Consider the following 25,968-nt stretch of genomic DNA (forward strand, 5'->3'; position numbering starts at 1 on the left):
AAGTCCAACCTGGCCTGGCCGCCGCGTTTGGTCAGCGTGCACCGGACCCGGTAGAGATCATCGGCGTGCCCGTTGTGCTCGGTCCACTCCTCGGCCTCCCACACCCCGTCCGGCAGGCGGGCCAGCCGCTCGCGCACGACCTGCTCGGCGATCTCGAAGTTGCGCCGCGTGTAGGCCGTGAACTGTTGGAGGCCGAACTCCTCGATCGTGGCCAGCAGCCGGCGGATACCGGTGTTGTTGCTCGCCACCAGGCTGCGCACATCGTTCCAGTACGGCACGGGCACGCGGACGTTGTTGAGCAGGATCCGCCGCACCCACTCCACCGGCTCACCCCGCTCGAAGACCTTCACCCCGGGCGGCAGTCGCAGGGCCTCGCTGTAGCAGTCGCGCGCGCCGGGCGCGAACCCGCCGGGGGTCATGCCGCCGACATCCAGCAGATGGGCCTGCGACTGCGCCCAGCCGACCAGCTCGGCGCCGTGGAAGATCGGGGAGATCACATTGGTGTCGGGCGGGTGGCTGGCTCCCGCGGTGTGCGGGTCGTTGCAGATGAACGCATCACCCGGATACAACGGCTCGTCCCCGATGACCTCGATCAGGTTGCGGACGGCCACACTGCCCGACCCGATGTGGAACTGCACGTAGTCCGAATAGGCGTAGATCCGCCCGGCGGGGTCGAACAGCGCGGTGTTGAAGTCACCGGCCTCGGTGATGACCGGCGATCCAGAGGATCGGATCATGGCGATGCCCATCTCCTCGACGATCGAATCGAGGCGCATCCTGATCACCTCGAGCGTGACGGGATCGAAGCCGTCGCACACCGGTGAGCTCACTGCGGTCTCCTGTCGTCGCGGACCCTCGGCGAGGTCGGGCGGTGGTACTGGGCCTGCCCGCCGTCCCGGTGTGGCGGGGTGACCAGGCGGCGGATGAGGAAGTGCCCGCCGTCGGTGATCTCGATCCCCGCATCCGGCGGCACGTAGACGGTGGTGTCGGGCTCCTCGATCAGGCACGGGCCCTCGGCCTTGCCAAGCGCGCCGAACCCCCGGTGCACCTCGACATGGCGGCGCTGGCCGGACAGCGGCTCAATGACCTCCCGCGTGGTGGCGGTATGCCGCTCCTGGCCGAGGGCCTCGGTCACGGTCTGCGTCTCGGTACGGCCGACCGCCCGGACCCGCGAGTTGACCAGCAGCACCTCGGCCTCGGTCCACGCCGTGCCGGTCCCGAACTCGGCCTCATAGTCGGCCACGAACCGGCGACGCAACCCCTCCTTGTCGCCCTCCCGGAACGGCTCCTCGGGCAGACGCGTGGTCACCTCGAAGATCTGACCGACGAACTTCATATCAGCCTCGCGGAAGACCGCACGGCGATCGGCGGGAATGCCCTCGGCGTCAAACCAGTCCCCCGCGCGCTGCTCCAGAGCGGCGAACTCCTTTTCGAGCGCCTCAGCCGGCCGGTCCATCGTCCACGGGCTGGTCTGAACCGCGGCGAACACCGAGTCCGCATGCAGGAGCCCGTAGGCCGAGAACACGGCGGCGTCGCGGGGGATGATCACCTCACCCACCCCCGTCTCAGCGGCGATCGCGGCGGCGAACAGTCCGCAGGCGCCGCCGAAGCCGACCAGGGTGAACTCGCGGGGATCGTGCCCGCGATTGACGGTGATCTTGCGCAGCGCGTTGGCCATCTGCGAGGTCGCCAGCCGATACATCCCATGCGCGGCAGCATCCTCCGACAGCCCGAGCGGCTCGGCCAAGTGCCGCCGAATCGCGGCGCGCGCCCTGTCCACCGACAGCGGGACCGTGCCACCGAGGTAGTAGTCGGGGTTGATCAGCCCCATGACCAGCGCGGCGTCGGTCACCGCCGGACGCTCACCGCCCGGGTCGTAGCAGGCGGGCCCAGGGACCGAACCGGCGCTGTGCGGGCCCACGCGCAGCACCCCGCGGCCATCGATCCAGCCCAGGCTGCCACCCCCCGCGCCGATGGTCTCAATGTCCACCGCGGTCAAGCTGGTCGGCAACCCACCGATCTCCGCCCGCGGCAGCACCCGCAACTCGTCATCGATGATCGCGGCGGCATCCAGGCTCGTCCCGCCCATATCAGCGGTGAGCACCCGACGCCGCCCCAGCCGCATGCCGAGCAGACGCGCACCGGTCACCCCGCCGACAGGGCCGGAGTTGAACATCGAGATCGGCGCCCGCGCGGTCTCCTCGACCGACAGGAACCCGCCGTGGACCTGCATGATCTGCACTCTGCTGCGCAGCCCTCTGGCGGCCAGTTCATGGGCGAGATGCTGGAAGTGGGTCGCGACGATCGGCTTGACCGCGGCGTCCAGCGCCGTGGTCACCATACGCTCGTATTCCCGGTACACCGGCGTCAGCGCGCTGGACAGCGAGTAGGGCACCTCCGGGTGGTGCTCGCGCAGGTAGTCGGCGATCGCCCGCTCGTGCGCGTCGTTGCGGAACGACCACAGCAGGCACACCGCGATCGACTCGGCTCCAGCCGCCAGCACTTCCTCCACGCTCGCACGCACAGCGTCGGGCGACAGCGGCACCAGCACGCTCCCGTGCGCGTCCACGCGTTCCGGCACCTCGACGATCAGACGCCGATCCACGATGTCGGGCGGTGGGGTCAGCTTGTGCGCGTCACGCTCGTCGGTACGCGCAGAACGGGCGATCCGCAGCGTGTCCCGGAAGCCCTGCGTGGTCAGCACTCCCACCCGGGCGTACTTCTGCTCGTCCACCGTATTGGTGACGATGGTGCTGCCCAGAACGAACCGGTCAATCGCCGGATAGAACTCCCCCTCGTTGAGGCCGACCCGCTCGTGCAGGATGCTCAATGCGGCGAGGATGCCGGTGGTCACGTCCGGCGTCGAGAAGGCCTTGCCGTGGACAGCGCGGCCGTCGGCGATGGCGACGGCGTCGGTGAAGGTGCCCCCGACGTCGATACCCACGTGCAAAACCATGACGGGCAGCCTCCCTTGGCTGAATCGGCTCCGGTGCGCGGCGCTCGGCCAGGAGCAGCTCGAAGGAATGCCACCAAACCCCACCAAACAATTTATAATATGCCGAAAAAGGTTGATTTACCATAAATCAACATCAATTTGGATAAATCGGGAAGAACTATGCGTCTAGGGTGAGTGAGATAGGGAGAACGCATGGAAAGGACGACATGTGGCTGGCGGAGCTGACGTCGCCGCTCTCACCGCTGCTCTCGAGCGCTTCCTGGCCGGTGAGCCCGTCGAGAGTGGCGTTCGCCAACGCGTGCTGACGTCATGGCAACGGTGCCTGCACATGGGCATCACGCCCGACCACGTGTCCATAGCGTTCCACCCGGACATCGACACGGACAGCAGATTCGTCCATGCCGCCGCACCTGTGCTCGATCAGCTGGAATGCCAGCTCTCCGGTATCACGGTGGCCGTCGCTCTCGCCGACGAGCGAGCGAGGATCCTGCGGTGCCGGACCAGGGAACCGGCACTCCGCAGATGGCTGGACCGGCTGGCGTTCCAGCCCGGCCTCGGGTTCGCCGAGGAGGCCGGCGGCACCAACGCTCTCGGCACCGCGCTGGCCGATCGGCGTCCGGCGCTCATCCGCGGCCGGGAACACCTCGCCGACTCGCTGCGCATGCTCGCAGGCGCGTCCGCTCCCATCCGCGACCCGATCAGTGGCCGAATCCACGGCATCCTCGATCTGACATGCCCGGACCGGTACGCAGATCCGGCGATGCTCGCCCTGGTCACGACAGCGGCCAGAAACATCGAACAACGTCTGCTCGAGCAGAGCTCCGTACGGGCACGGGCCTTCCTCGACACCAGGCGCCGGGCCCGAGAGGCGGGGATCAAGCTGGTGGTGGACCGCAGCGCGTCCCGGCACGTGACATCGGTCTCGTGGCCCGGTCACCGGTCAGAATCGACGGCGGTGACACCGCCACCTGCCGAACCCGCCCCGACCACCGCGACCGAGGGGTGGCTGCTCGCCGTAAGCGAGCCGAGCATCGGCCGGCTCGCCCTGCAGGCACGCGAACGACTCACCCTGCTGTGCGACGCGGGCTCCCGGATCGGCACCACTCTGGACGTGACCCAGACCGCGAAGGAACTGGCCGAGGTCGCCGTCCCGCGGTTCGCCGACTACGTCGGCGTCGATCTGTCCGACCGCGTCCTGCGCGGAGAGGAGCCCGGCACCATCAACACAGGGCACCGCCGGGTCGCCTTCATGGGCGTCACGGAAGGATCCTGCCTGCATCCGGTCGGCTCGCTCATCCACCCGCTCCCGTACACGCCGCAGGCCCGCAGTGTGGCCACCGGACAGCCGGTACTCGAACCGGCGTTGCCCACCAACCTCGGCTGGATGGCACAAGATCCCGAACGCTTGCGGAGAGTCTGCGACCACGGCATCCGCTCCCTCGTCGCGGTGCCGATGCGGGCCCGCGGCAGCACCCTCGGGGTGGTGAGCTTCTATCGCTCCGAGGCCAGGGACGCGTTCGAGGAAGACGACCTCTCCCTGGCCGAGGAACTCGTCAACCGCGCGGCGGTGTGCGTCGACAACGCCCGCCGCTACACCCACGAGCACGCGATATCCGCGGAGCTGGAACAGGCCACCACGTCGCTGCGACAGTCACTCGATCGTCAGCGGCGCTTCACCACCGACGCCTCCCACGAACTGCGCACGCCCCTGGCCGGGCTGCGAGCCCAGCTGGAGGAAGCCCAGCTCCATCCCGGCGAGACCGACCTCCCCGACCTGCTCCAGCACGCGCTGAGCGATGTGGACCGGCTGCAGGACATCCTCACCGACCTCCTCCTGCTGGCCCGGATCGGAGCCGTTCCGCCCACCGCCCTGGAGCACATCGACCTGGTCGGACTCGCCGAAACCGAAACCTCGCGCCGGATCGGCGACCCCCACCCGACCCGACTCGATCTCACACCCGGCGTGCTGACCAAGGCCGTCCCCACCCAGATCTACCGGGTGCTGAGCAACCTGCTCGACAACGCGCAACGGCACGCCGCCCACGGCGTCGTGGTGGGGGTGCGCCGTACCGGCGGTATGGCCGAACTCAGCGTCACCGACGACGGACCGGGAGTTCCCGCAGCGGAGCGCGAGCGCATCTTCCAGCCCTTCACCCGGCTGGACACCGCGCGCAGCCGCGACCGCGGCGGCACCGGGCTCGGCCTGGCCATCGCCCGCGACATCGCCCGCGCCCACCACGGCACGCTGCACGTCGAGGACGCGCCTCAGAACGGAGCGCGCTTCATCCTTCGCCTCCCGCTCGCCGACCCATGAAACGGCAGGCGGAAAATTGATCGTTCTTTGCCCGATGATGAGAACAATAATGCTGTTTGTCCATATTATTGGCAGATGTGCCTAGTGTGAGGGAGCTTTGGGAGCGAGCTGAATGGCAGGTGTCTTGGACGCGAGACGGCAACCCGCCGACAAGATCCTGGAGCGTTTCCTGGACGGAAGGCTCACGGGGGGCGAGGTGCGCGTTCCAATCTTGAATTCGTGGCGGCGGTGCCAGGCGGCGGGACTCACTCCCGACACCGCCCGCCCACGCCTGTTCCCCGATCTGGATTTCGACTGCGAGGTGGTGCGCGCGGCCCGGCCCGTGTTCGAGCGGTTGCGGACCGCGGTCGCGGGCACCCCGGCGGGCATGTTCCTGGGCGACGCGGCGGGCGTGATGTACCTGCGCAACGTGGGTGAGCCGGCGCATGGCAGGCTGCTGGACGCGGTCGGCGCCGCACCCGGCTTCCGCTTCGCCGAGGCGGACATCGGCACCACCGCCTTCGGCACGGCGCTGGTGGAGCGCCGCACCTGCCTGGTCTCGGGGTCTGAGCACTTCGCGGAGGAACTCCACGGGATCACCGCTGTGGCCACGCCGATCCGGAATCCGCTCAGCGGGCGCGTGGCCGGCGTCATCAGCGTCACCTGCCCGAACGAAAGGGCGAGCGAGGACATGACCGCCCTGGCGCAGCGGTCGGCCGTCGCCGTCGAGCAGCGGCTGCTCGAACTGAGCAGCGAACGCGAGCGTGCCCTGATGGAGGAGTTCCTCCGGGAGAAGAGAGCCGGACAGGCCATACCGCGTTCCGCGCCCCGGGACCTGTGCCGCCGCGATCGGCTCGCCCTGGAGGACGCCGCCGTACGGCTGGTCGCGCAGGGCCGGGGAGCGGTGGAGGAGGTCACCCTCTCCGATGGCCGCATCGCCACGCTCCTGGCCCAGCCGATGAGTGATTCCACCGGCATCGCGGTGGAAGTCTGGCTCACCGGCCGCTAGCGCCGGATGCCCGCCCGCTGGCGACGGGCGAGGCCGATCCAGACCGCGACGGCGAGCGCCGCCGCGAGCGCGATGATGCCGATCTTGAGCGGCAGGTCCCCGTCGGATGCGGGCGCGGTGGCCGCGGCATCCGCTGCGGGGGCGGTCGCCGCCACGGGCACGGCGGCGATGTCCTGTGCCTTCACTTTCGCCGTTTTCTGCGCCTTGGCGGGCTTGGTCGTGGTCACGGTCACCTCCCACTCACCGCTCGGCAGCGGCTCGGCGGGGTGGTAGAGGTTCTGGCCCTCGGGCGCCGACCGGAGCGGGACCGGCCCGAAGGAGCGGCCGTCGGCGGCGGTCGCGACCAGCGTCGCCTCGACGATCTCCGTGACCGGGTTGCCGTCCTCCTTCCAGGTGACCAGCACGTTGACGTTGTGGCCGCCGTCCCCGACCACCTCCAGCTTGATCGGTCCGTCCTGGGCGGCGGCCGCCGGTGCGCCGAGCATCAGCCCGAGCCCGGCCAGCACAACGGTCACGGCATATCTCAGTCTCACGAGTCGTGATTCCCTTCAGGTTCGGCGGATCACCAAGAGGTAAACCCCGCCCAAGGTGCCCGGTGGGGCACCCGGGGCGGGGGTGCATCGGGGTGCCGGGAGTGCCCGGCACCCCTGGTCGCAGCCCGGTCAGTTAACGGGCGTGCCACCGTTCGCCACGATCAGGGCGTTGGCGTCACGCAGGAACGTGGCCTTCACCTCGGCGTTCGAGACGATCTTGGGATCGTTGACGGCCTCGATGAACCGCTCGAGCTTCTTGACGATCTTCTTCTTGTCCCTCTCCCTTTCCTTGTCCTCGGACACCATGACCTTGGAGATCTTGTCCTGGAGCTTCGCGGCGCCGGTGGCGGAGAGCTTGCCGGCGGCCTTGAAGCGTTCGATCAGGGCGGAGATGTCGTCGGTCGTGGTGACGGTGGAGAACGTGATCGTCTGCTCCACCTTGGTCCCGGACTGGGTTTCGACGGTGACGGTGAGCGTGTGCTCGCCCAGGGCCAGCTGGTAGAGCGGCTGGACCGTGCCGGACGTGAACGGCTGGCCGTCCAGGGTGCCGGTGACCGTCTTGATGTTGGCGCCGGCGACCTCCCAGGCGATGGTGAGGTCCTGGCTGTCGCCGTACTCCGTGCCGTCCGCGACACCGGAGATCAGGATGGTCGGCGCGGCCTCCTCCTCGATCTTGATGGTCGCGGCCTTGGTCTCCTCGACGTTGCCGGCCTTGTCGGTGGCGCGGTAGCGCAGCTCGTGGTCGCCGACACCGGTGACGTTGACCGTCGTGGTGTAAGGCGTCCAGTCGCCGCTGTCGAGGGCGTACTCGATCTTCTCCACGCCGGACGTGGCGTCCGTCGCGGCGAGGGTCACCGGGACGGTGCCCTGGCCCACCGGGAGGAAGTCCGCGGTGGTGGCGGGCGCCGTCGCGTCGACCTTCAGCGCGAGCGACTTGGCCGCTTCGACGTTGCCCGCCTTGTCGGCCGAACGGTAGTTCAGCGTGTGCGGGCCGTCGCCGGTGATGACGACCGGCTCCAGGTACGTGGTCCAGGCGCCGCCGTCGAGCTGGAACTCGGTGCGGGCGACCCCGCTGCCCTGCGCCTCGTCGGCGCCGGCCAGCGTGACCAGGACCAGGCTGGTGAACCATCCGCTCGCCGGCTGGGCCGGGTCGGGGGTGGCCGTCGTCACCGGAGCGGTCGTGTCCGGCTCTCCCTGGGTGAGGCGGAAGTAGTCGAACTTGGCCGTCTTCGATTCGGTCGCGTTCACGCCGAAGGCGAACACACCGACCTTGGGGCTGCCGACGGCCGTGTTGGTCACGGCCTCCGCCAGATCCGTCCACGTGGTGCCGTCGGCGGAGTACGACCCGCGGAAGGTGGTGCCTTCCTTCTTCAGACGCAGGTACCAGACACCCTGGGACAGGTTGTTGGCGCCCGGCTGCGGGTTGAGCACGGTTCCGCCGGCCTCGCTCCGGAGCTCGATCCGACGCGTGAGCGCCGAACCGGGCTGGTTGTCGAGGACGAGGTCCAGCTTCACGTAGTTGTTGTCGTCGGCGTAAACGAGCAGACCACCCTGGTGGTACTGCTGGTTGAACGTCGACCCGTCGACCTTCGTCTCCAGCGTCCAGTCGCCGTTCGGCGCGTTCTGCAGGATGAAGTTCTTCGGGTTGCTGTTGTCGCCGCCGTAGATGTCACCCGACGAGGTGTCGATCTCGAGGTTGCCACCCGTCACGCGAGCGAGGGTGTTGTCACCACGGACGATGGCGTTCCAGCGGCAGGGGTCGATCGCGGTTCCGTTGAACTCGTCGCTCGGCTCCGGCGACTCGGCGGTGTCGTCCGGCGAGATGTGGAACCAGTCGAACGCGGCGTCGATGACCGGGCGGTTACCGGTGCTCGCGAACGAGATGAGGCCGATGCGCGGGTTGGTGATCCCGGCCAGCGCCTTGGTCTCCGGCATCGCCGTGAAGGTGGTGCCGTCGGCCGAGTAGTGAGCGGTGAGGTTGGAGCCGTCGCTCATGAACCGGACGTAGTAGGTGTCGGGGTAAGCGTCACCGAGGTTGCCGGTGTTGCTCGCGGCGACTTCGTTCGGCACGCCGTTCTCTTCCCGGATGAACTGGAAGATGCGGGCGGCGTGGTCGGCAGTGGCGCTGCGACCCTGGAGCACCATCTTGGCGTAGTTGTTGTCGTCGCCGTACACGACCAGACCAGCCTGCTGGTACTGGGTGTTCGCGACCATCGTCACCTTGGTGGTGGCGGTCCAGGCGCCCTGTGGCAGCGGCTGCAGGACGATGTTGGTCACGTTGCCGGAACCGGTGTTGTAGATCTCCGTCTGCGAGGTCGGCAGGATGAGCTTGCCGCCCTCCACCCGCAGGTTCTGGTCCTCACGGACGACCGACCAGCGGTTACGGTCGAGCGAAGTGCCCAGGAAGTCGTCGGAGCGACCGCTGAAGCACGTGGTGCTCGGCGGGTTCACCCGGACGGTGACGGTCGCGGTGGTCGAGGCGCCCTTGGCGTCGGTCACGGTGACCGAGGCGGCGTAGGTGCCCGGCGCGGCGTAGGTGTAGCTCGCGTTCGCGGTGGTCGGCTGCGGCGAACCGTTGACGCCGAAGTTCCACTTGTACGTGAGCGGGGTGTTGTTGTCGGGGTCGGTGGCCGTCGAGGTGAAGTCCACCTTCAGCGGGGCGGTGCCCGTGGCCGGGTTGGCCGCGGCGGTCACCTGCGGGCGCTGGTTGTCGGTGACGCCCTTGCCGATGAAGTCGACCCAGTTGAAGTTGAGCAGCGAGGAGTCGGCGGCCGCGCTCGCCGGCTTGCGCACCACGAAGAACAGCGGGCCGGTCGTCGCGGGCGGGTTCGCCAGGTCGAGCGTGACATCCTTGTACGTCTGCCACGCGCCGGTCGGGGTGATGTCGATCGAGCCGATCACGGTCCCGGTCGTGGGGTCGCCCACCTTGACCTGCACCGTGCCGCCGGCGCCCGCGGACGCCGTACGGAACCGGATCGAGGAGACGCCGCCCAGGTTGATCGGGGTGAACGAGAACCAGTCGCCGTCCTGGATGAAGCCGATGTTCTGGCTGCCGCCCTGGGTGTCGCCGGTGTTCTCGATCTGGACGCCGGCGGCGTCCGTGCCCACGCCGTCCGCGGTGCGGCCGGTCCCGGCGAAGTGCTCGGCCTGCTTGCGCTTGGGCTGGAGGATGACCTCGGTCCGCCCGGTCAGCTTGCCGGCGCCGCTGGCGCCGCCCTGGTCGGTGTAGGTGGCCTCGAGCACGTAGAACAGGTTGTCGTCGACGCCGTGGCCGCTGTCGGTGAGGGTCTGGATTGTGCCCTCACAGCCGGTGTGCTGGTCGAGCGGGTGGCCGTGGCTGTCGTGGCCGAGGTAGGCCTGAAGCGTGACCTCGTCACAGTCGATCGTGCCGTCCTCGGGGTCGGAGACGGTGATCTTGTACTTCACCTGGTCGCCGAACTCGAAGAACCCGCCGTTCGGCGGCAGGTCGATGGTCACCGTCGGGCGGGTGTTGCCCGCCGTGATCGGCAGGTTCGCGGTGCCGGTCAGGCCGTCGGGGTTGGTGACGGTCAGGACCGCGCTGTACTGCCCCGCCTGGGTGTAGGTGTGCGAGGGGTTGGCCGCGGTCGAGTCGGTGGTGCCGTCGCCGTCGAAGTCCCACGCGTACGTGATCGGCTTGCCGTCGGGGTCGCTCGATCCCTGGCTGGAGAACTGCACGGTCAGCGGCGTCGGGCCGTCGGTCTTGTCGGCCGAGACGCGGGCCACCGGCGGGCGAGTGCCCTTGACGTACTCGATGCGGTAGATGCCGGAGTCGGCGTTGTCGCCGCCGAAGCCGGAGCCCCACTCGATCAGGTACAGCGCGCCGTCGGGACCGAACTTGATGTCCATGGGCCGCTTGAAGCTCATGGACTTCAGGATCTGGTTGATCTTGATCTGGGCGTTGCCGGCCTCGTTGAGCTGGAACGAGAAGATCTTGTTGGTGTTCCACTCACCGAAGATGGCCTTGCCGTCCCAGTAGGCCGGCCACTTGACGGTCGACTCCAGGCCGGCGTCGTAGCGGTAGACCGGGCCCGCCATCGGCGCGCCACCGTTGAGCTCGGGGAAGGAGTTCGGGTTGGTGCCGCCGGTGTACCAGATCGTCGCCGCGAGCGCGGGCGGCAGGTTGGTCAGGCCGGTGTTGTTGGGCGAGTCGTTGACCGGCGCGGCGCAGTTGTACGCCGAGCCCGACACCTTGGTCGCGAAGTTGTAGTCGATGTACGGCGTGTTGTTGCCCACGCAGTACGGCCAGCCGTAGTTGCCCGGCTTGCTGATCAGGTTCCACTCCACGGTCCCCTGCGGGCCGCGGGCGGCGTTGGCGGAACCGGCGTCAGGACCGTAGTCGGCCACCACGGGGAAGCCGGTCTTCGGGTCCAGGCCCATCCGGAACGGGTTGCGGAAGCCCATGGCGTAGATCTCGGGCTTGGTCTTCTCCGTGCCCGGGGGGAACAGGTTTCCGGCCGGGATGGTGTAGGTGCCGTCGTCCTGCGGAGTGATGCGCAGCAGCTTGCCGCTCAGGTCGTTGGTGCTGCCCGAGGTGCGCTGCGCGTCCCAGGCGGCCCGACCGGACTGCTCGTCGATCGGCGTGTAGCCGTCCGAGGCGAACGGGTTGGTGTTGTCACCGGTGGCCAGCCACAGGTCGCCGGTCTTGTGGTCGATGAGCATGCCGCCGCCGTGGTGGCAGCACTCTGCCCGCTGCACCGGCACGTTGAGGATCGTCTTCTCGCTCGACAGGTCGAGGGTGTCCCCGGTGACCGTGAACCGGCTCAGCCGGTCGACGTTCTGGCCGGCGGGCGAGTAGAAGAGGTACAGCCAGTTGTTGGTCTCGAAGTCGGTGTCCAGGGCCAGGCCGAGCAGACCGCTCTCGTTGGCGGTGAACACGTTGAGGCGAGCGGCGGTCACGGTGGAGCCGGAGGTCTTGATGACCTTGACGTCGCCCAGGCGGTCGATGTAGAAGACCCGCCCGTCCTTGGCGATGTCGGTCATCATCGGGTTCGCCGTGTTGTCGTCGAGGGTGACCTTCTCGAAGCTGCCGCTCTGCGAGGCCGAGCAGTCGGCCTTCTCGGCGCCCGCGGCGGTCCTGATGCCGCCGAGGAGCATCTTCACGAAGTTCGGCTCGACGAAGCTCTCCTTGGTGTGGCCGAGGCCGGTGTACCAGGAGCGTCCGCCGTCGTAGTCCTGGCACCACACCGTCGGGTGGTCGATGCCCATGGTGCCGCCGGTGTAGGACTTCTCGTCCATCGACGCCAGCACGTGCACGGTGCCGCGCGGGTTGGCCTGGTAGTCGTACCACTCGTCGACGCGGGTCCACGAGGTCGGCAGGTGCGCGGTCGAGGGGTGTGCGAGGTCCTCGACCTTGACGGTGGCCTGCTGGGTCGCCGGGTGCGATTTGAAGTACGCGCCGACGAGCTTGCCGTACCACTCCCAGCTGTAGCCGCTGTCGGAGGCCGCGTGGATGCCGGCGAAGCCGCCGCCGCCCTGGATGTAGCGCTGGAAGGAGTCCTTCTGCTCCTGGGTGTTCAGCGGGTCGCCGGTCGTGGAGAGGAAGATGACGGCCTGGTACTGCGCCAGGTTGGCGTCGGTGAACAGGGTGCTGTCCTCGGTCGCGTCGACCGCGAAGTTGTTCTCCTGACCGAGCTTCTGGATGGCCGCGATGCCGTCCGGAATCGAGTCATGCCGGAAGCCGCTGGTCTTGGAGAAGACGAGGACCTTGAAGTCAGGCTCCGCGGCCGCGGCGGCGTTCGCCGGCGACGTCAGGAGCAACAGGACGGGCATGAGGGGCAGGACGAGGGCCATGGCCATCATCGCTGCCGTCCGACGTAAGGTTCGATTTTCGTTGGCTGGCAGGACCCTGATGAGCCTGGTCCACGTTCGAGAACGTGGTGACATGGGGAAACCCTTTCCTGACTGGGGGTACGTCAGGCAAGGCGCGCGCCGCCGCGCTTGTTGCCACTTGTTACTTTGTGTTGTGGTTACTGCGGTGGCTGGAGGGTGCCGTCTCCAGGCTCTGGGGGGCTGTCAGTAGGCTGCCAGCCGGGGTATTGGATCCATGATCGTGGTCGGATGGTCGATGAGCTGGTTGATCACCATGCTCGCGGCGCCCCGGGACGCGGCGCCGAAGCCGAAATCAGAAGCCGTGAACCGGCATTGGGCGGCGGGACCGGCCACCACCAGCCGTTCCAGCTCCGCCTGGGCGTGCGGCAGCAGCCATTCGGCCAGCGTGGCGAAGTAGCCGCCGACGACGATCACCCGCGGGTTGAAGAGGTTGGCCACGATCGAGCCGCCGAGCCCGAGCCATCGTCCAACCTCCGCGACCGCCGCCAGCATGCGGCGGTCACCCGCGGCCAACCCTCTGGCGATCTCCGTCGCCCGCTCCTCCGGATCGGTGACCGGCTGGTACGGCTGCTCGGGCATGGCCGTCCGCACCAGCGCCGCCAGCCCCACCTTGGTCTCCCAGCAGCCGTGCCGCCCGCAGCCGCAGCGGGCGCCGCCCGGATCGACCGACAGGTGCCCGACCTCGCCGGAGAAGCCGTCCGCGCCACGGAGCAGCTTGCCGTCGACGATGATGCCGCCGCCCACGCCGACCTCGCCCGTCAGGTAGACGAGATGGGGCGTGCCGGCGGCCACGCCGGAGGTGTGCTCGGCCAGGGCCGCGAGGTTGGCGTCGTTGTCCACCATCACCGGAACGCTCAGGCCGAGTGTGGCGGACAGCCGCGCCGCCAGCGGCAGGTCGTGCCAGTCCAGGTTCGGGGCGAACGTCACCACGCCGCGCGCCACGTCGACCAGGGCCGGGACTGCCACCCCGAGGCCGGCCGGGACGGCCCCGGCCCGCTGCATCGCCTCGACGGCCTCGCTGGCGACCCGGCTGAGCCGGCGCAGCGAACGGTCGGGGCCGCTGGCCGTCGTGTCGAAGCCCACCCGGCGCTCCACCAGGACCCGGCCGCTGAGGTCGGAGCCGTGGACCGAGATGTAGTCGACGTTGATCTCCAGGCCCAGCGCGCCGACGTGTGCTCCGTGCAGTGCTACCGGCCGCCGGGGGCGGCCGATGGCGCCGACGTGCTCGGTGCCGGTCTCCCGTACCAGCCGGCGCTCGAGGAGCTCGGCCACCAGGTTGGAGACCGTGGCCCGGTGCAGGCCGGTCGCCTCCGCGATGTCGGCCCGGGATCGGGACACGTGGTCGCGCAGGTGGCGCAGGACCAGGGAGAGGTTCGTCTGGCGCAACATGGGCGAGCTGGTGGGCGAGGCGGCTTCGGCCGCGCGGGTGACGTGGTGCTCCACGCGGGTCACCGCCTTTCGTTTGTCTCGGCGATCAATTAATGAGGTTTGTAACACGCGTGTGTCCGGTATGCACCACTTGGACAGATAACGAGTTGACATCTTCGGATATGCGCAGGTCGGCGACCCGCACGCCCTGTGATCGAACCGTTACATATCTCGCCGATTGCGCCTACCGGACCTGGCCGTCTTTAATTTGGCCTGCCATGTAGACGAATTGAGGAGGCGGCCGTGGATCTCCCCGGTCCTGGCCGCCGGTCGGCGGGAGTTCCTGCGGACCAGGCCACGATTCGCCGCTCCAACCTCTCCCTCGTGCTGCGCCATGTCAGCGAGAGCGGCCCATGCTCCCGATCGGCCGCCGCCGTCGAAACGGGACTGAACAAGACCACCATTACCAGCCTGGTCGGCGAGTTGCAGGCGCGCGGGCTGGTCAAGGAGATCGGGCCGCAACACGCGGGCTCGGTCGGGCGGCCGGGCCTGGCGCTCGCGCTCGACGGCTCCCGGGTGGGCGCCCTGGGCGTGGAGGTCAACGTCGACTACCTCGCCGCTTTCGCCACCGACCTGGCCGGGCGGGTGCTCGCCGACCGGAGGATCGGCTTCGACGCCATGGGAAACGATCCCGGCCGCTCGCTCGACAAGCTGGCCCAGGTGATCGGGAAGACCGTCGCCGACCTCGGCCGGCTCGGGGTCGCGCCGGCCGGGATCACCGTGGCCGTGCCCGGTCTCATCGACACCGCCACCGGCACCGTCGTCATCGCCCCGAACCTCGGCTGGCACCAGGTGCCGGTGGCCGACCGGCTGCGGTCCGCCGCCCCGGACGTGCCCATCACCGTCGACAACGACGCCAACCTCGCGGCGCTGGCCGAATACCGCTCGGGGGTCGCCATGGGCACACCGAACCTGGTCTATCTCACCGGCGAGGTCGGCGTCGGCTGCGGCATCATCTCCGCCGGACGGCTGCTGAACGGAGCGGACGGGTTCGCCGGAGAGGCGGGCCACATCATGGTCGACCCGGCCGGTGAGCGGTGCGGCTGCGGCCGGATCGGCTGCTGGGAGACCAAGGTGGGGCTGGCGGCGCTGGTGCGGATGGCCACCCCGGACCACGCCTACGGGCTCGGCCAGGTCGTCCGCGATCCGGAGGAACGGCTGGCGGAGATGGAGCAGCGGCGGGCCGAAGGGGATCCCCGCGTCGACGCGGGGATCACCGAGGTGGGCCGGTGGCTCGGCCGCGGCGCCGCAATGCTGATCAACCTCTTCAACCCGCGGGTGGTCGTCCTAGGTGGGTACTTCGCCCAACTCGCCGACCGAATCATCCCCGTCGCCCAGACGGAACTGGACCGGCTCGGCATGACCGCTGCCACCAGCCGCTGCGGTTTCGCCGCCTCCGATCTCGGCTTCGGCGCCGCCTCGCGGGGCGGAGTCCACGTCGTCATCGAACGAGTGCTGTCCGACCCCACCACCATCCCGATCCGCACCTCATAGAAATTCCGGGATTACAGCGGAATTACAGCCGGTGAGTGCCGGGTCCGCTGCTCGCGTGCCTAGAGCTCACACATTCCGTAGCGTGCGTACGGGGCGCCCGTGGTGAACGCCCAGTAGCGGTCGCCGTACGACCAGTGCCACCACTTGGTCGGGTAGTTGACGAACCCGGTCGCGGTCATGGCGGTGATGAGGAGGCGGCGGTTGGCGGTGTCCTGGGTGGAGATGGCCGTCGAGGCGGTGTGGCAGGCCTCGTCCGCCTCCGGCGGGGTGGCGTTGACCTCGGTGCCCATCGGGAGTTCCGCGCCGGACTGCGTGCACAGCGTGAGGTCCACCGCGCCGCCCGAGACGTGCGGCGCGAAATACCGCTCCCGCAGGTCGCGGGGGCGCAGGCCTTCCACGACCAGCAGCCGCAGCCCCTGCGGCAACCTGGTCTGCGCGGCGACCAGCCGATCGGCCACGCTCAGCCGGACGTGCGCGTACGCCCCCCGTTCGTCGGCCAGGCGCGGATCCACGCGGAGCGCGTCGACGGCGCGCAGGTCGACGAGCGGTTCGCCGCACTCCTCGACGCGTATTCGGGCGATCCGCGGATCCGACAACAAGACGATCTCTGTCACGGGGACTCTCTCCAGGAATCGTGAGCGAACGGTTCCCGGCATCATGGATCGCACCGCTTCAAGAACTCTGTAGCTGTTCTGCGGCTTCGGCGTACTCGCGAGCCCCGTGCGACCGGAACGTCTCCATCGCCTCCGCCCGCATCGCGGCGCCGGCCGCCGCGTCGCCGAACGCGTCGTGCACGCGCGACAGGTCGTGCAGCGTCCGGGCCCGGAAGACCATCGAGCCGATCTCCTCCCACCCGGCCAGCGACTCCTCCAGCCGGCTGCGCGCCTGGTAGAGGCGCCCTTCGGCGAGATGGCACTCGCCGATCGCGCGCAGGGTGCAGGCCTCGCCGAACCGGTCGCGCAGCTTCCTGACCGTGGCCAGCGTCTCGTCCAGCGCCCGCCGCGCCTCCTCGAACCGGCCGCGCCGCAGCCACACCTTGGCGAGCACGCGCAGCGCGTACGCCTCCATGAGCTGGTCGCCGATCGCGCCGAAGATCACCAGCGCCTCGCCGGCGGTCCGCTCCGCCTCGTCCAGCTCGCCCCTGGCGCGGTGGAACAGCGCGATGTTGCGCAGCGTCATACCCTCGCCGCGGCGGCTGCCGCCCTCGCGGTAGAGGCGCAACGCGCAGGTCAGGACCGCCCAGGATCGGTCGTACTCCCCCCGCTCCAGCAGCACGGTGCCCATCAGCCGCTGCACGTTCGCCATGGCGGTGTCGTCGGAGAGGTCGGTCCACATCTTCTCGGCCCGGCCGAGGAAGTGCATCGCCTCCGGGAGGTAGCCCTGCTCCCGGCAGGCCGCGCCGAGCGCGGTCAGCGTGACCGCCTCGCCCCGCGCGTCACCCGCGGCGCGGAACATCGACAGGGACTGGCTGAGGTAGTCCCGCGACTCCGCGAACAGGTCCTGCTCGTAGCGAAGCTGGCCGAGCCCGGCCAGCAGGATCGCCTCGCCCAGCGAGTTCCCCCTGCGCCGCGCGACGGCGAGCGCGGCCTCGTGGGTACGGTGCCAGCCGGTGAACGGGTTGTCGAAGACGTACTGGCTGCCGCCGAAGGCGGTGCCCGACAGGGCGCAGGCCAGCTCCACCGCCACCTCGTCGAGGTCCATCGCGGCCGCCAGGTCGATGGCGACGACCAGGGACGTCTCCTGCTCCCGCAACCAGGCGTGCCGGTCCGCGAGCACCGCCCTGGCCAGCTCGGGATCGAGGGGACGCGCCGTGCGGTAGGTCGCGCGCATGGCCATCCCGGTGGTCGGCACCGCGTCGTTGATCTGCTGCACCAGCCACAACCACGCGCCGAGCACCCGTTCCACCGTCGCCGCGCGCTCGCCGGGGGTGTCCTCCTCCTCGGCGCGTTCCCTGGCGTACAGGCTGATCAGGTCGTGCGGGCGATAGCCCATCCAGCCGATGGAGTCGGTGCCGTCGATGTCCAGCAGGGACGCGTCCACCAGCTGTTCCAGCACCCGCTCGGCCTCCGCCAAGGGCTGGTCGGTGGCCGCGGCGGCGACCCACACCGGCAGGCTGGGCAGGCCGAGCAAGCCAAGGCGGCGCAGCATGGTCCTGGCGGCGGGGGTGAGCGCACGGTAGCTGAGGCTGATGCTGGCCCGCACCTCCTGGTCGCCGACGGCGAGCTCGTCCAACCGGCGCCGCTCGTCTGCCAGCCGCCCGGCCAGCATTTCTGTCGTCCACTGGCGGCGCGCGGCCAGCCGCGCCCCGGCGATCCGCAGCGCCAGCGGCAGGCCGCCGCACCGGCGCACGATCTGCTGGGCGGCGTCGGCGTCCGCGCTGATCCTGTCCCGGCCGGCGATGCGGGCGAGCAGGGTCATGGCGGCGTCGCGGGGCAGTACGCCGAGGTCGACGAAGGCGGCGCCGGCCAGGCCGGGGAGCCGGTTGCGGGAGGTGACGATCACCGCGCAGCCGGGCGTGCCGGGCAGCAGCGGGCGCACCTGGGCCTCGCTGGCGGCGTCGTCGAGCACGAGCAGCTTGCGGCTCCCGGCCAGTAGGGTGCGGAAACGGCTGGCGCGCTCCTCCAAGGTGGCGGGCGGGCTGGTGGCGGCGGGGTCGAGCTGCCTGAGCAGGCGGCCCAGGATCTCCTCCGGGGACGCCTGGGCGTCGGCGGTGCCGCGCAGCTCGACGTACAGCTGGCCGTCGGGGTAGAGGCCGGCGGCCATGTGCGCGACCTTCAGCGCGAGGCTGGTCTTGCCGGTGCCGCCCGCGCCCGAGATCACCTGGACGGGAGTGCCGCCCTGCTGGGCGAGCCCGGCGCGCAGCGTGGCGATCTCGTCCTCGCGGCCGGTGAAGTCCGGCGGCGCGGACGGGAGCTGGCGCGGCGGGGGCGGCCCGGGCTCGGCGACGCCGAGCAGCGCCGGGTCGGAGCGCAGGATCGCCTCGTGAGTACGGCGCAGCTCCGGCCCCGGGTCGATGCCCAGCTCCTCGATCAGCACGCGCCTGCCCTCGCCGAACGCCGCGAGGGCGTCAGCCTGCCGACCCGACCGGTACAGCGCGATCATCAGGTCGCGGCGCAGCCGCTCGCGCACCGGGTGCAGCGCCACCAGCTCGGTGAGCTCGTCGACGAGATCCTCCGCCCGTCCGGTGGCGAGCTCCGCCGAGATCCGCTCCTCGATGACCGCCAACCGCAGCTCTTCCAGGCGCAGCGCCTCCGCGCGCAGGAAGGAGTCGCCGATGCCGCCGAGCGCCGCTCCCCGCCAGAGCGCGAGCGCCGCCCGGAACCGTACCGCCGCCTCCGCCGGGCGGCCGTCGCGGGCGTGCAACCGGCCCTCGGCGGCGAGCCGCTCGAATACGTCGCGGTCCACGGCCTCGCCGGGCACCTCGGCGAGGTAGCCCACCCGGTGGGAGACGATGACGGCGGGCAGGCCCGCCTGGTCGAAGGCGCGGCGCAGCGCGGCGACATAGGTCTGGAGCACGGCGCGGGCGGTGGGCGGTGGGTCCTCCCCCCAGACCGCCTCGATCAGCCGGTCCACAGGCAGCACATGGCCCGCGTCCAGTACCAGCGCGGTGAGCAGCGCCCGCGGCTTCGCGCCGCCCAGCGGCACCTGCCGCCCCCCGTGCCACACTTCCATCGGACCGAGAACGCGGAACTCCACGGCGCTCCTCCCGTCCAGGAACGGCGAAAGCCAGCAGCGTCGCGTGGGTATCCGGCTCCCGGCAGTAAGCACACTAGATCGTGTCGCGCGCTTGTGGACTCTTGAGCCGACAGGGAAATCACGCTGTCGGAAGAGTTCGGCCCGCACGGCGCGCGACCCCTGGCTGCATTCGCACCCCGCTGTGGATCAGCCCGGCGGATTCGTGGACGACCTCTCGGCCTTCCTCGCGCGAAGGCCCACCAGCGCCCTGCCGGGGAGTAGACGCCCGGCCGCGTTCACATGGTGAGGTAGGACCCTTTTGTCACCATGGCAGTAGGTCCGTGATCGTGACTGGGTGGGGAGGATGTGTGGCGGGCTGAGCAGAATGGGGTAGATGTGACGACGCCATGGAAATTCATAATTCCGGAGGAACCTACCCAGCCGACGAAGAAGGCGGAGAGAAAGTCCAGTCAGCCGTCACGAACCCGGAAGCGGCAGGCGAAGCCAAAGACCACGCCTGTTTTCACCCAGGATCCTGCTCTCGTCGATGAGATCGAGGAATTTCCTGAAGAGCCGCGGCGCCTAGGTCCGATCCGGCCCAAGCTGCAGTTGGTCCGGTCCTCGGCAGTCCCCACCACGACAGTCCCCACCACGACGGAGCAGAGCACGCGGTCTACCAGGGACTCGCTCCCGCCTGTGGTGAGCAGGCCTCGCACCTCCACCACGGGCACGACTCCGGTGTCCTCGACTTCGCTGGGGTTTCCCTTCTTCGTCCCGGACTCTCCGCCGCGGAGCGAGACCAGGTCCAGCCGCATCTCCACGTTCAGCGTTCCGGACTCTCCGCCGCAGACCAGGTCCAGCCGCATCTCCACGTTCAGCGTTCCGGATTCACCGCCGAGGCGGCTGTCGAGCGTCCGGGGTGGCCGTGACGACGAAGAGACGGGTGATGTCATCCCGGAGACCCAGCTCCCGGTGTCCTCACTCGTCCCAAAGCCGATCCCCCGGACCCTCTCCGTTCCGACCCGCACGCCTGTCACCACCGCGAAGATCCACACGGGCACGCCAAAGGCCAGGAAGGTCATCGTCATCGATGACTCGTCCGACGATGACGACCCAGCCCCACGGACGTCCACCGGCATCCCCACTACCACCACGAGCTTGCCAACCACCGCCGCCACCGACCTCCTCGGTGCTGATATGGACCTGGGTGAGGAGCGGGATTCCGGCCCCGCCCCCGTGGACGATCCGGTTTTCACGCCGCCGTACCGAGCTCTCAAAGAACATGGGCCATTTGCGAATTTTCAGGATTTCGTGGAGTTCACCGAGGAGAACTCCGCCCTGACCGAGCGCTTGCTGAATGGGCTGAACAACCCCTACTCCGACGACGGCAAGGTCGCCAGTTACTGGCTGGCGCAGGCGCGCAGAGTCGTTCCCAGCGCACCGCTCTCGATCGGGCAACACCTCGAGAAGTCCGAAACCCTGTGGAAGGCGCTGGGAAAAACGCTGAACGTGGCGGCCACCAGCCGGGGGGAGATACTGGCTGAGCTTTATTGGACAACAAGCAGAGAGCCCGGTAGAACGGACCTGACGCTCAGCCGGTTACAGTCGTGGACCGGCAAAATCGGCGTGCGGGAAGCCTTCGACGCCAAACTCGCGGAGTTACACGACGCGCAGTGGCTGCCGAACAATACGGGTTCGGTCGAGATGGCATCGATGGAGGGCCTGGGATACCCCGAGTACGGGAAAGCGCAGAGTGCCGCCAAGGACACCATGACGGCGCGCCTGGACGCCCTGAAGCGTCAACTCCTGCGGCAGCACGGGTCACACGCGGCTTGGATGGCTCAACTGGGCAGCGATCCGGCGCTCAAGGACGAACGTGCGCTCGACCGGGTCGCCGACGTGCTCACCACTCTCCGGGGAGACCGGGTGTGCGTTTCGCTGCTGCACCGCGGGCGCGAGATCGGCGTCTTCGCCAACCGGCCGGACCAGGACCTGGGGCGTGACCTGGAAGCATTGCTCCGTGCCTCCCGGGCGGTCGGACACAAGGCCGAAGAGGAGGTACAGGCGCTGCTGGACACCATCGCGGCGCGCCAGCCGACGACGTCGAAGCCACAGCTCCTCGAATCGAGAACGCGCGCCGAGATTCGGATCCGGAAGGCCATCGCGTACCTCCGGACGCTGGAACAGACCGAGGGCCGCATCCGGGTGGTCGCGTACAACGGATCGCTGCCGCAGGCGAAGAACGGCACCGAGCAGAAAGTGCACGCGGAAATGCAGGCGCTGGCGGTCGCCCGCGAAGCTCCGGGCAGCTACAAGCTGGGCGTCGGCAGGGCCTGCTGCCTCAAATGTTTCCTGGTCCTGAACGACGTCTATCCTGACGTCTTCCAGCGGACACTGGCCACGCACATGAAGGTTTACCCGTGGCCCCCGCCGGCCGTGCTCCGTGACGAGGACACGCTGCGAAGAATGATGGGCGACGATCTCCCGTTGGCGGGACAGAAGGCGCTGAAGTCAATTGGCGGGCGGGGCGCGCTCGCCGGGGGAATCGCGTTCTCCGGGCTCGAACCCCAGGGCACCCGCTCTGTCGACCCAACCGGTTACGCGTCGAGCCAGGAAACCCCGTCCGACCTGCCGTCGTCACCCGTCTGGCAGGACCTGGACGAGGATGACCAGGAGCTGATCCAGGCTCTCGACGAATACGAGTCGTACCAGGCATACCTGGACAGCGACGTCGCTCTGACCGCAGCCGAAGCCCGGCAGGAGCGCGGCGACCAGGGACCCCCCACAGTGACGACCCCTCCGGTGCAGACATCCCCGGGGATCACCTCACCTGTGGGCACGTCTATGCGGATCACATCTCCGGTGGCCAGATCTTCTGTGGACAGGGAGCAGAGTCGTACCAGTATGAAAGGCCTGGGACTCGCACAAACCACTCCACGATCGATCGCCCCCAGGACTCCCCCGACCGTCCGGCCCACCAGCACGCGAACCGGCGGCGACCAAGGGGATGACGATACCCCGACACGCACGAGTGGGAACGGGTCGCCCCTGCGGAAACGGCTCAGGAAGAAGAAGTCATCGCAATAGCCGTAATGCGGGCCGTGACAGGGTTTCTGTCACGGCCCGCGGGTCTTTAGAGCTTGAGCCCGACCAGGAGCGGGTCGTGGTCGGAGGAGCGGTAGGCGTCAGGGGCGTACAGGTACGGCGGGTTGAATTCGGTGTTGTAGTCCATGAACCGGCCCTCATCGGAGTTGACGTGCCAGATGGTGGCGCCGGTCACCAGCCTGCGCAGGTCCTTGTCGACCAGAAGGTGGTCGAGCTCGCCGGACAGGCCCTCGAAGACGTAGCTGTAGCGGTCATCCTTCGGGATGTATTTCTTGCTCAGGCTGGTCAGCCCGTCGTCCTCGAAGAGGTGGATGGGGTCTTCCTCGCCGTAGGCGTTGATGTCGCCGGCGACGAGCACGTTCTGCAGGCTAAGGCTGTCGATCAGGGTCAGCAGGGCCGTGGCCTGCTTGACGCGCTTGGCGTTATAGCAGCTCTGGCCGTCGCCCTGGTCGGCGTCGGGGCCGGTGGCGGGGCCGTCCACGTCGGTGCAGCCCTTGGACTTGAAGTGGTTGACCAGAATCGTGAACGTCTCGCCCTTGCCGTCGGCCCTGCCGAAGGTCTGGACCAGCGGCGGCCGGTTGAAGATCGGGTCGGATGAGGACTGCGCCGCGCCGATCGGGGTGACCTTGGCGGGCTTGTAGATCAGCGCGGTCTGGATGAGGTCGGTGCCCGGGTTGGGGTGGGTGATCCCCTTGTACGTGCCCGCGCCTGCCTTGGCGTTCAGCGCGTTGACCAGGGCGTTGAGCGCCACGTCGTTGTTGCGCTCGACCTCCATCAGGCCGGCCACGTCAGGGTCGAGGCTGAGGATGTTGGCGACCAGCTTCGCGAGCTGGCGGTCGCGCTCGACCGCGGTGGTCGCGCCCCGGGAGCCGAGCGTGGTGAACCAGTTGAGCGTGTTGAGGCTGGCCACGCGGACGTTGCCGCCGACCCGCTCGGGCTCGGCGGGACGCGGGTTCTGCGACCGGAAGACGACCGGCTTCGTCGGCTGCACGCGATAGAGGTTGAAGCCGTAGGTGATCACACCGGTCAGCTTCTTCACCTCGTCGCCGAGCCGGACGGTGTTCAACCCCTCACTGTGGTACGGCAGGAGCGGCGGGTTCTGCACGTTGGAACCGTCGTCGAGCAGGATCGTACGCCGGGCGTCCTTGTCGGTGTCCACGCCGGTGCGGTCGGTCGGCTGCCACAGCCGCTCGTTCGCCGCGATGGTGATCTCGCCGAACCGGCCGAGGTTGTAGATCTCCGAGGCGGCCATCTTGTCGTCGAAGGTGACGAGCATGTTCTCGTACCGCTCGAAGGTGGTGCCCGCCTTGAGCGGCAGCTCCAGCTCGATGGGTTTGATCGTGGCGGAACCGCAGATGTTGACGACGGTGGCCGGCGAGATCTCGGTGAGGCCGTTGAACTCGATCACCTTGCCGGAGACGAGCACGCGGCTGCCGACGGTCACGGGCGAGGACGAGAACACGAACAGGCCCTCGGAGGTCGCCGCGTTGTTGTCCGGCTTGGGATCCTGGATGTAGAAGCCGCCGAGCTGGCCGCTTCCTTGGAAGTTGCCGGTGACGATGCCTTCGACCCGGACGTCCTGGCCCGCGATCGGGCTGGCGTCGCCGCTGCCCTGCACCTGCGCGATCCGGTGGGTGATGGGGGTGTCGCACGTGGCGGGCGGCGTGGGACTCGGGCTCGGGCTCGGCTCGACGGTGGGGCTCGGGCTGGGCGACGGCTGGACGCCGCCGCAGGGAGCCGCGGTGGTCGCGCTGTTGCGCGGGGCGGGGGCTCCGGCCTCGAAGTCGGCGGCGTTGTCGTCGGTGTCGGCGCAGCCGGCGCTCTTGCGGAACGCCGCGGTGGTGTTGCTGAGCGTGGGCGCGGCGGCGCTGCCCTCGAAGAAGTTCGCCGTACCGAAACCGACCAGGTCGGCGACGAGTGCGAGCTGCTCCGGGGTGCAGACGACGGTGGAGCCGTTGCAGGCCAGGCCGTCGGTGGAGTGGACCAGCGCCACCTTGCCCGCGGTGCCGCTCATGTTGATGGTGCCGGTGTCGTCGGGTGTGGGCAGCGAACCGCTCGGGGTGGTGCCCGCCTGGAGCTGGACCAGGTGGTACTGGCCGGGGGCGACGGTACCGGTCAGGTTGGTCTTGTTGGAGCCGAAGTTTCCGGTTCCGGTGGCGCTGGTGTACTGCACCGACCAGCCGGCCAGCGAGACGGGGGCGCCACTGCGGTTGAAGACTTCGACGTAGTCGTTGGAGAGGGGGGCGCCGGAGTTGCCGCCCCCTCCGTACACCTGGCTGATGACTACTGTTCCCGGCGCGGCGACGGCGGGAGCGGAGGGGAGAGCGGCGATCGAGCCGACAGCGAGGCCGGCGGTTACGAAGATCGCGAGTGCCCTGGGCATGGGACGCATGGCTGGCAAGGTAAAGCCATTGATTAGGAAATATGGCATCCAAATGGTTGATTAATGGTGAACTAGGCATAAATCAGCACTTCATGCCGAGGGCGGCGTTAGTTATCTGGGCAAATGTGACCTTGAGGGCTCGACCCCTTCATAGGGCGCCTTGCTCCTGCTCGTCCGCCAGGACAGTGGGCTCGTCCTTGCCGCCAGGCGAGGCAAGATCGTGGCCGGCTCGGGCCAGCCAGATCCCCCGGAGGGCGTCGGCGGCCCAAATGGCTTCGCGATAGACGCCCCCGGCGATGCAAGCCGACCCACGAAGTCGATCACACATCTCGCCAGTCGGTTGAGCAGTGGCCAGCCCCGGACACAATGGTCCAGTTCAGTAGGACCGAATCCCGAGGCCCTGTTCAACGAAGGTGTGGACATCGGTGTACGGGTCTCGCCGCGACCAGGGGACATGATCCCCATGTGCCGCGTTCATCTGCTCGGCGCGCTTCTTCGCCTCACCGAAACTGCCAACCGGGATCTGTTCCGGGAGCACGAGTTTGACGTTCTCGACGGCCTTGGCGAAGGGGAGCCGATCGGTCACGAGGCCGCAAACCCCGCTGAAGGTTCCGGGCACCGGCTTGAAGTGCAGCAGCCGCCAAACCTCGAAGCACGGATGCGAGAACGCGACACGGACATCTGCTTCACGGGCCAGCTTGAAGGCTTCGTCGACCTGCTCGTGATCGTCTCGGTCGAACGGGCACCAGACCTGTGGCCAGAATTCCTCCGTCAGTCCGCCCTGCTTCGCCTCCCGAATCTGCTCACGCATGAGGCGTGCCGCCGCCTCGACCAACTTGATCGGCTTACGCCGGGAGCCTGCCACGGTGGCATTCGCGATCCTGACCTCCACCGCGATCGTCGGGTCCGCGTAAACACCCTGAGCACGGACGATCTCAATGTACGTCGGCTCGGTGACCTGTCCCTCCGAGTAGACATAGACAAGGCGGCGCCGACGGGCGCGCTGCCTTTTCGAAGGGCCCAGCTCTTCCTTGCCCTTCTTACGCGCCATCCGCTCTCCTCCGCCGGGCCCCCTTCAGCCGCTCGTCCGTAGTGATCAACCGACGGGCGATCTGACCCTCCAAGATCAACGGAACTCCGCCGAACGCCCCAGCCAGGTAGGACTTCATCAAGTCCTCATTCTCTGTCGGCGAAGCGGCCGTCAATGGGTACAGCGCGGTAGCACCGTCCTTGTCCTTCTCC

The 25,968-nt window shown here is 68.8% G+C and carries 14 protein-coding genes and 1 pseudogene; 4 read left to right on the forward strand and 11 right to left on the reverse strand.

Features of this window, described 5'->3' with window-relative positions:
* Both Aple_RS49485 and Aple_RS49490 read right to left on the reverse strand, forming a co-directional pair.
* Positions 1-830, reverse strand: an 830-nt coding sequence (locus Aple_RS49485; RefSeq protein ID WP_218038912.1) for a hydantoinase B/oxoprolinase family protein, incomplete at its 3' end; no start/stop codon positions are given.
* Complete coding sequence (locus Aple_RS49490) at positions 827-2,956, reverse strand: hydantoinase/oxoprolinase family protein (RefSeq protein ID WP_155351759.1); 2,130 nt, start codon at positions 2,954-2,956, stop codon at positions 827-829. The genes Aple_RS49490 and Aple_RS49485, both read right to left, overlap by 4 nt.
* Positions 2,957-3,164: 208 nt before the next feature.
* Here Aple_RS49490 and Aple_RS49495 point away from each other — a divergent pair, with 208 nt between their 5' ends.
* Together Aple_RS49495 and Aple_RS49500 are read left to right on the forward strand one after the other, a co-directional pair.
* Positions 3,165-5,270: an ATP-binding protein gene (locus Aple_RS49495; protein WP_155351760.1), complete on the forward strand. Its 2,106-nt coding sequence runs from the start codon at positions 3,165-3,167 to the stop codon at positions 5,268-5,270.
* 112 nt (positions 5,271-5,382) lie between these two features.
* Positions 5,383-6,258: a GAF domain-containing protein gene (locus tag Aple_RS49500; protein WP_155351761.1), complete on the forward strand. Its 876-nt coding sequence runs from the start codon at positions 5,383-5,385 to the stop codon at positions 6,256-6,258.
* Here Aple_RS49500 and Aple_RS49505 read toward each other — a convergent pair.
* The 3 genes from Aple_RS49505 to Aple_RS49515 all read right to left on the reverse strand — a co-directional run bounded on the left by Aple_RS49505 (position 6,255) and on the right by Aple_RS49515 (position 14,093).
* Entirely contained in the window at positions 6,255-6,791 is a 537-nt protein-coding gene (locus Aple_RS49505; RefSeq protein ID WP_155351762.1) for a hypothetical protein, read from the reverse strand. The two genes, Aple_RS49500 and Aple_RS49505, sit on opposite strands and share 4 nt — an antisense overlap.
* A gap of 129 nt (positions 6,792-6,920) precedes the next feature.
* Positions 6,921-12,581: a ThuA domain-containing protein gene (locus Aple_RS49510; RefSeq protein ID WP_218038913.1), complete on the reverse strand. Its 5,661-nt coding sequence runs from the start codon at positions 12,579-12,581 to the stop codon at positions 6,921-6,923.
* Between the two features lie 243 nt (positions 12,582-12,824).
* Complete coding sequence (locus tag Aple_RS49515) at positions 12,825-14,093, reverse strand: ROK family transcriptional regulator (protein WP_246265551.1); 1,269 nt, start codon at positions 14,091-14,093, stop codon at positions 12,825-12,827.
* A gap of 219 nt (positions 14,094-14,312) precedes the next feature.
* Here Aple_RS49515 and Aple_RS49520 point away from each other — a divergent pair, with 219 nt between their 5' ends.
* Complete coding sequence (locus Aple_RS49520; RefSeq protein WP_218038914.1) at positions 14,313-15,563, forward strand: ROK family transcriptional regulator; 1,251 nt, start codon at positions 14,313-14,315, stop codon at positions 15,561-15,563.
* A gap of 59 nt (positions 15,564-15,622) precedes the next feature.
* On the opposite strand, the gene Aple_RS49525 is transcribed toward Aple_RS49520, so the two are convergent.
* From Aple_RS49525 to Aple_RS49535, 3 genes are all read right to left on the reverse strand, one after another.
* A complete protein-coding gene (locus Aple_RS49525; RefSeq protein WP_155351763.1) occupies positions 15,623-16,177 on the reverse strand; it encodes a M15 family metallopeptidase in 555 nt (184 codons plus the stop codon).
* A gap of 58 nt (positions 16,178-16,235) precedes the next feature.
* Positions 16,236-19,259 carry an AfsR/SARP family transcriptional regulator gene (locus Aple_RS49530; RefSeq protein WP_218038915.1) on the reverse strand — a complete coding sequence of 1,008 codons (3,024 nt, stop codon included), beginning with the start codon at positions 19,257-19,259 and terminating at the stop codon, positions 16,236-16,238.
* A gap of 449 nt (positions 19,260-19,708) precedes the next feature.
* A complete protein-coding gene (locus tag Aple_RS49535; RefSeq protein WP_155351764.1) occupies positions 19,709-20,416 on the reverse strand; it encodes a hypothetical protein in 708 nt (235 codons plus the stop codon).
* Here Aple_RS49535 and Aple_RS49540 point away from each other — a divergent pair.
* On the forward strand, positions 20,397-22,325 hold the full coding sequence (locus Aple_RS49540) for a hypothetical protein (RefSeq protein WP_155351765.1): 1,929 nt from the start codon (positions 20,397-20,399) through the stop codon (positions 22,323-22,325). The genes Aple_RS49535 and Aple_RS49540 overlap by 20 nt on opposite strands.
* A gap of 46 nt (positions 22,326-22,371) precedes the next feature.
* Here Aple_RS49540 and Aple_RS49545 read toward each other — a convergent pair whose 3' ends face one another.
* The 3 genes and pseudogenes from Aple_RS49545 to Aple_RS54020 form a co-directional block, all read right to left on the reverse strand.
* Positions 22,372-24,735, reverse strand: coding sequence for an ExeM/NucH family extracellular endonuclease (locus Aple_RS49545; RefSeq protein ID WP_155351766.1), 2,364 nt, complete (start codon positions 24,733-24,735; stop codon positions 22,372-22,374).
* A 367-nt stretch (positions 24,736-25,102) separates the two neighbouring features.
* The gene (locus Aple_RS49550; protein ID WP_155351767.1) at positions 25,103-25,777 is read right to left on the reverse strand and encodes an RloB family protein; all 675 of its coding nucleotides are present in this window, start codon (positions 25,775-25,777) and stop codon (positions 25,103-25,105) included.
* A pseudogene (locus Aple_RS54020) lies at positions 25,767-25,968 on the reverse strand (hypothetical protein); the annotation flags it as partial. The gene Aple_RS49550 and the pseudogene Aple_RS54020, both read right to left, overlap by 11 nt.

It is taken from the genome of Acrocarpospora pleiomorpha (assembly GCF_009687885.1).
In the GTDB taxonomy this organism is placed as follows: Bacteria; Actinomycetota; Actinomycetes; order Streptosporangiales; family Streptosporangiaceae; genus Acrocarpospora; species Acrocarpospora pleiomorpha.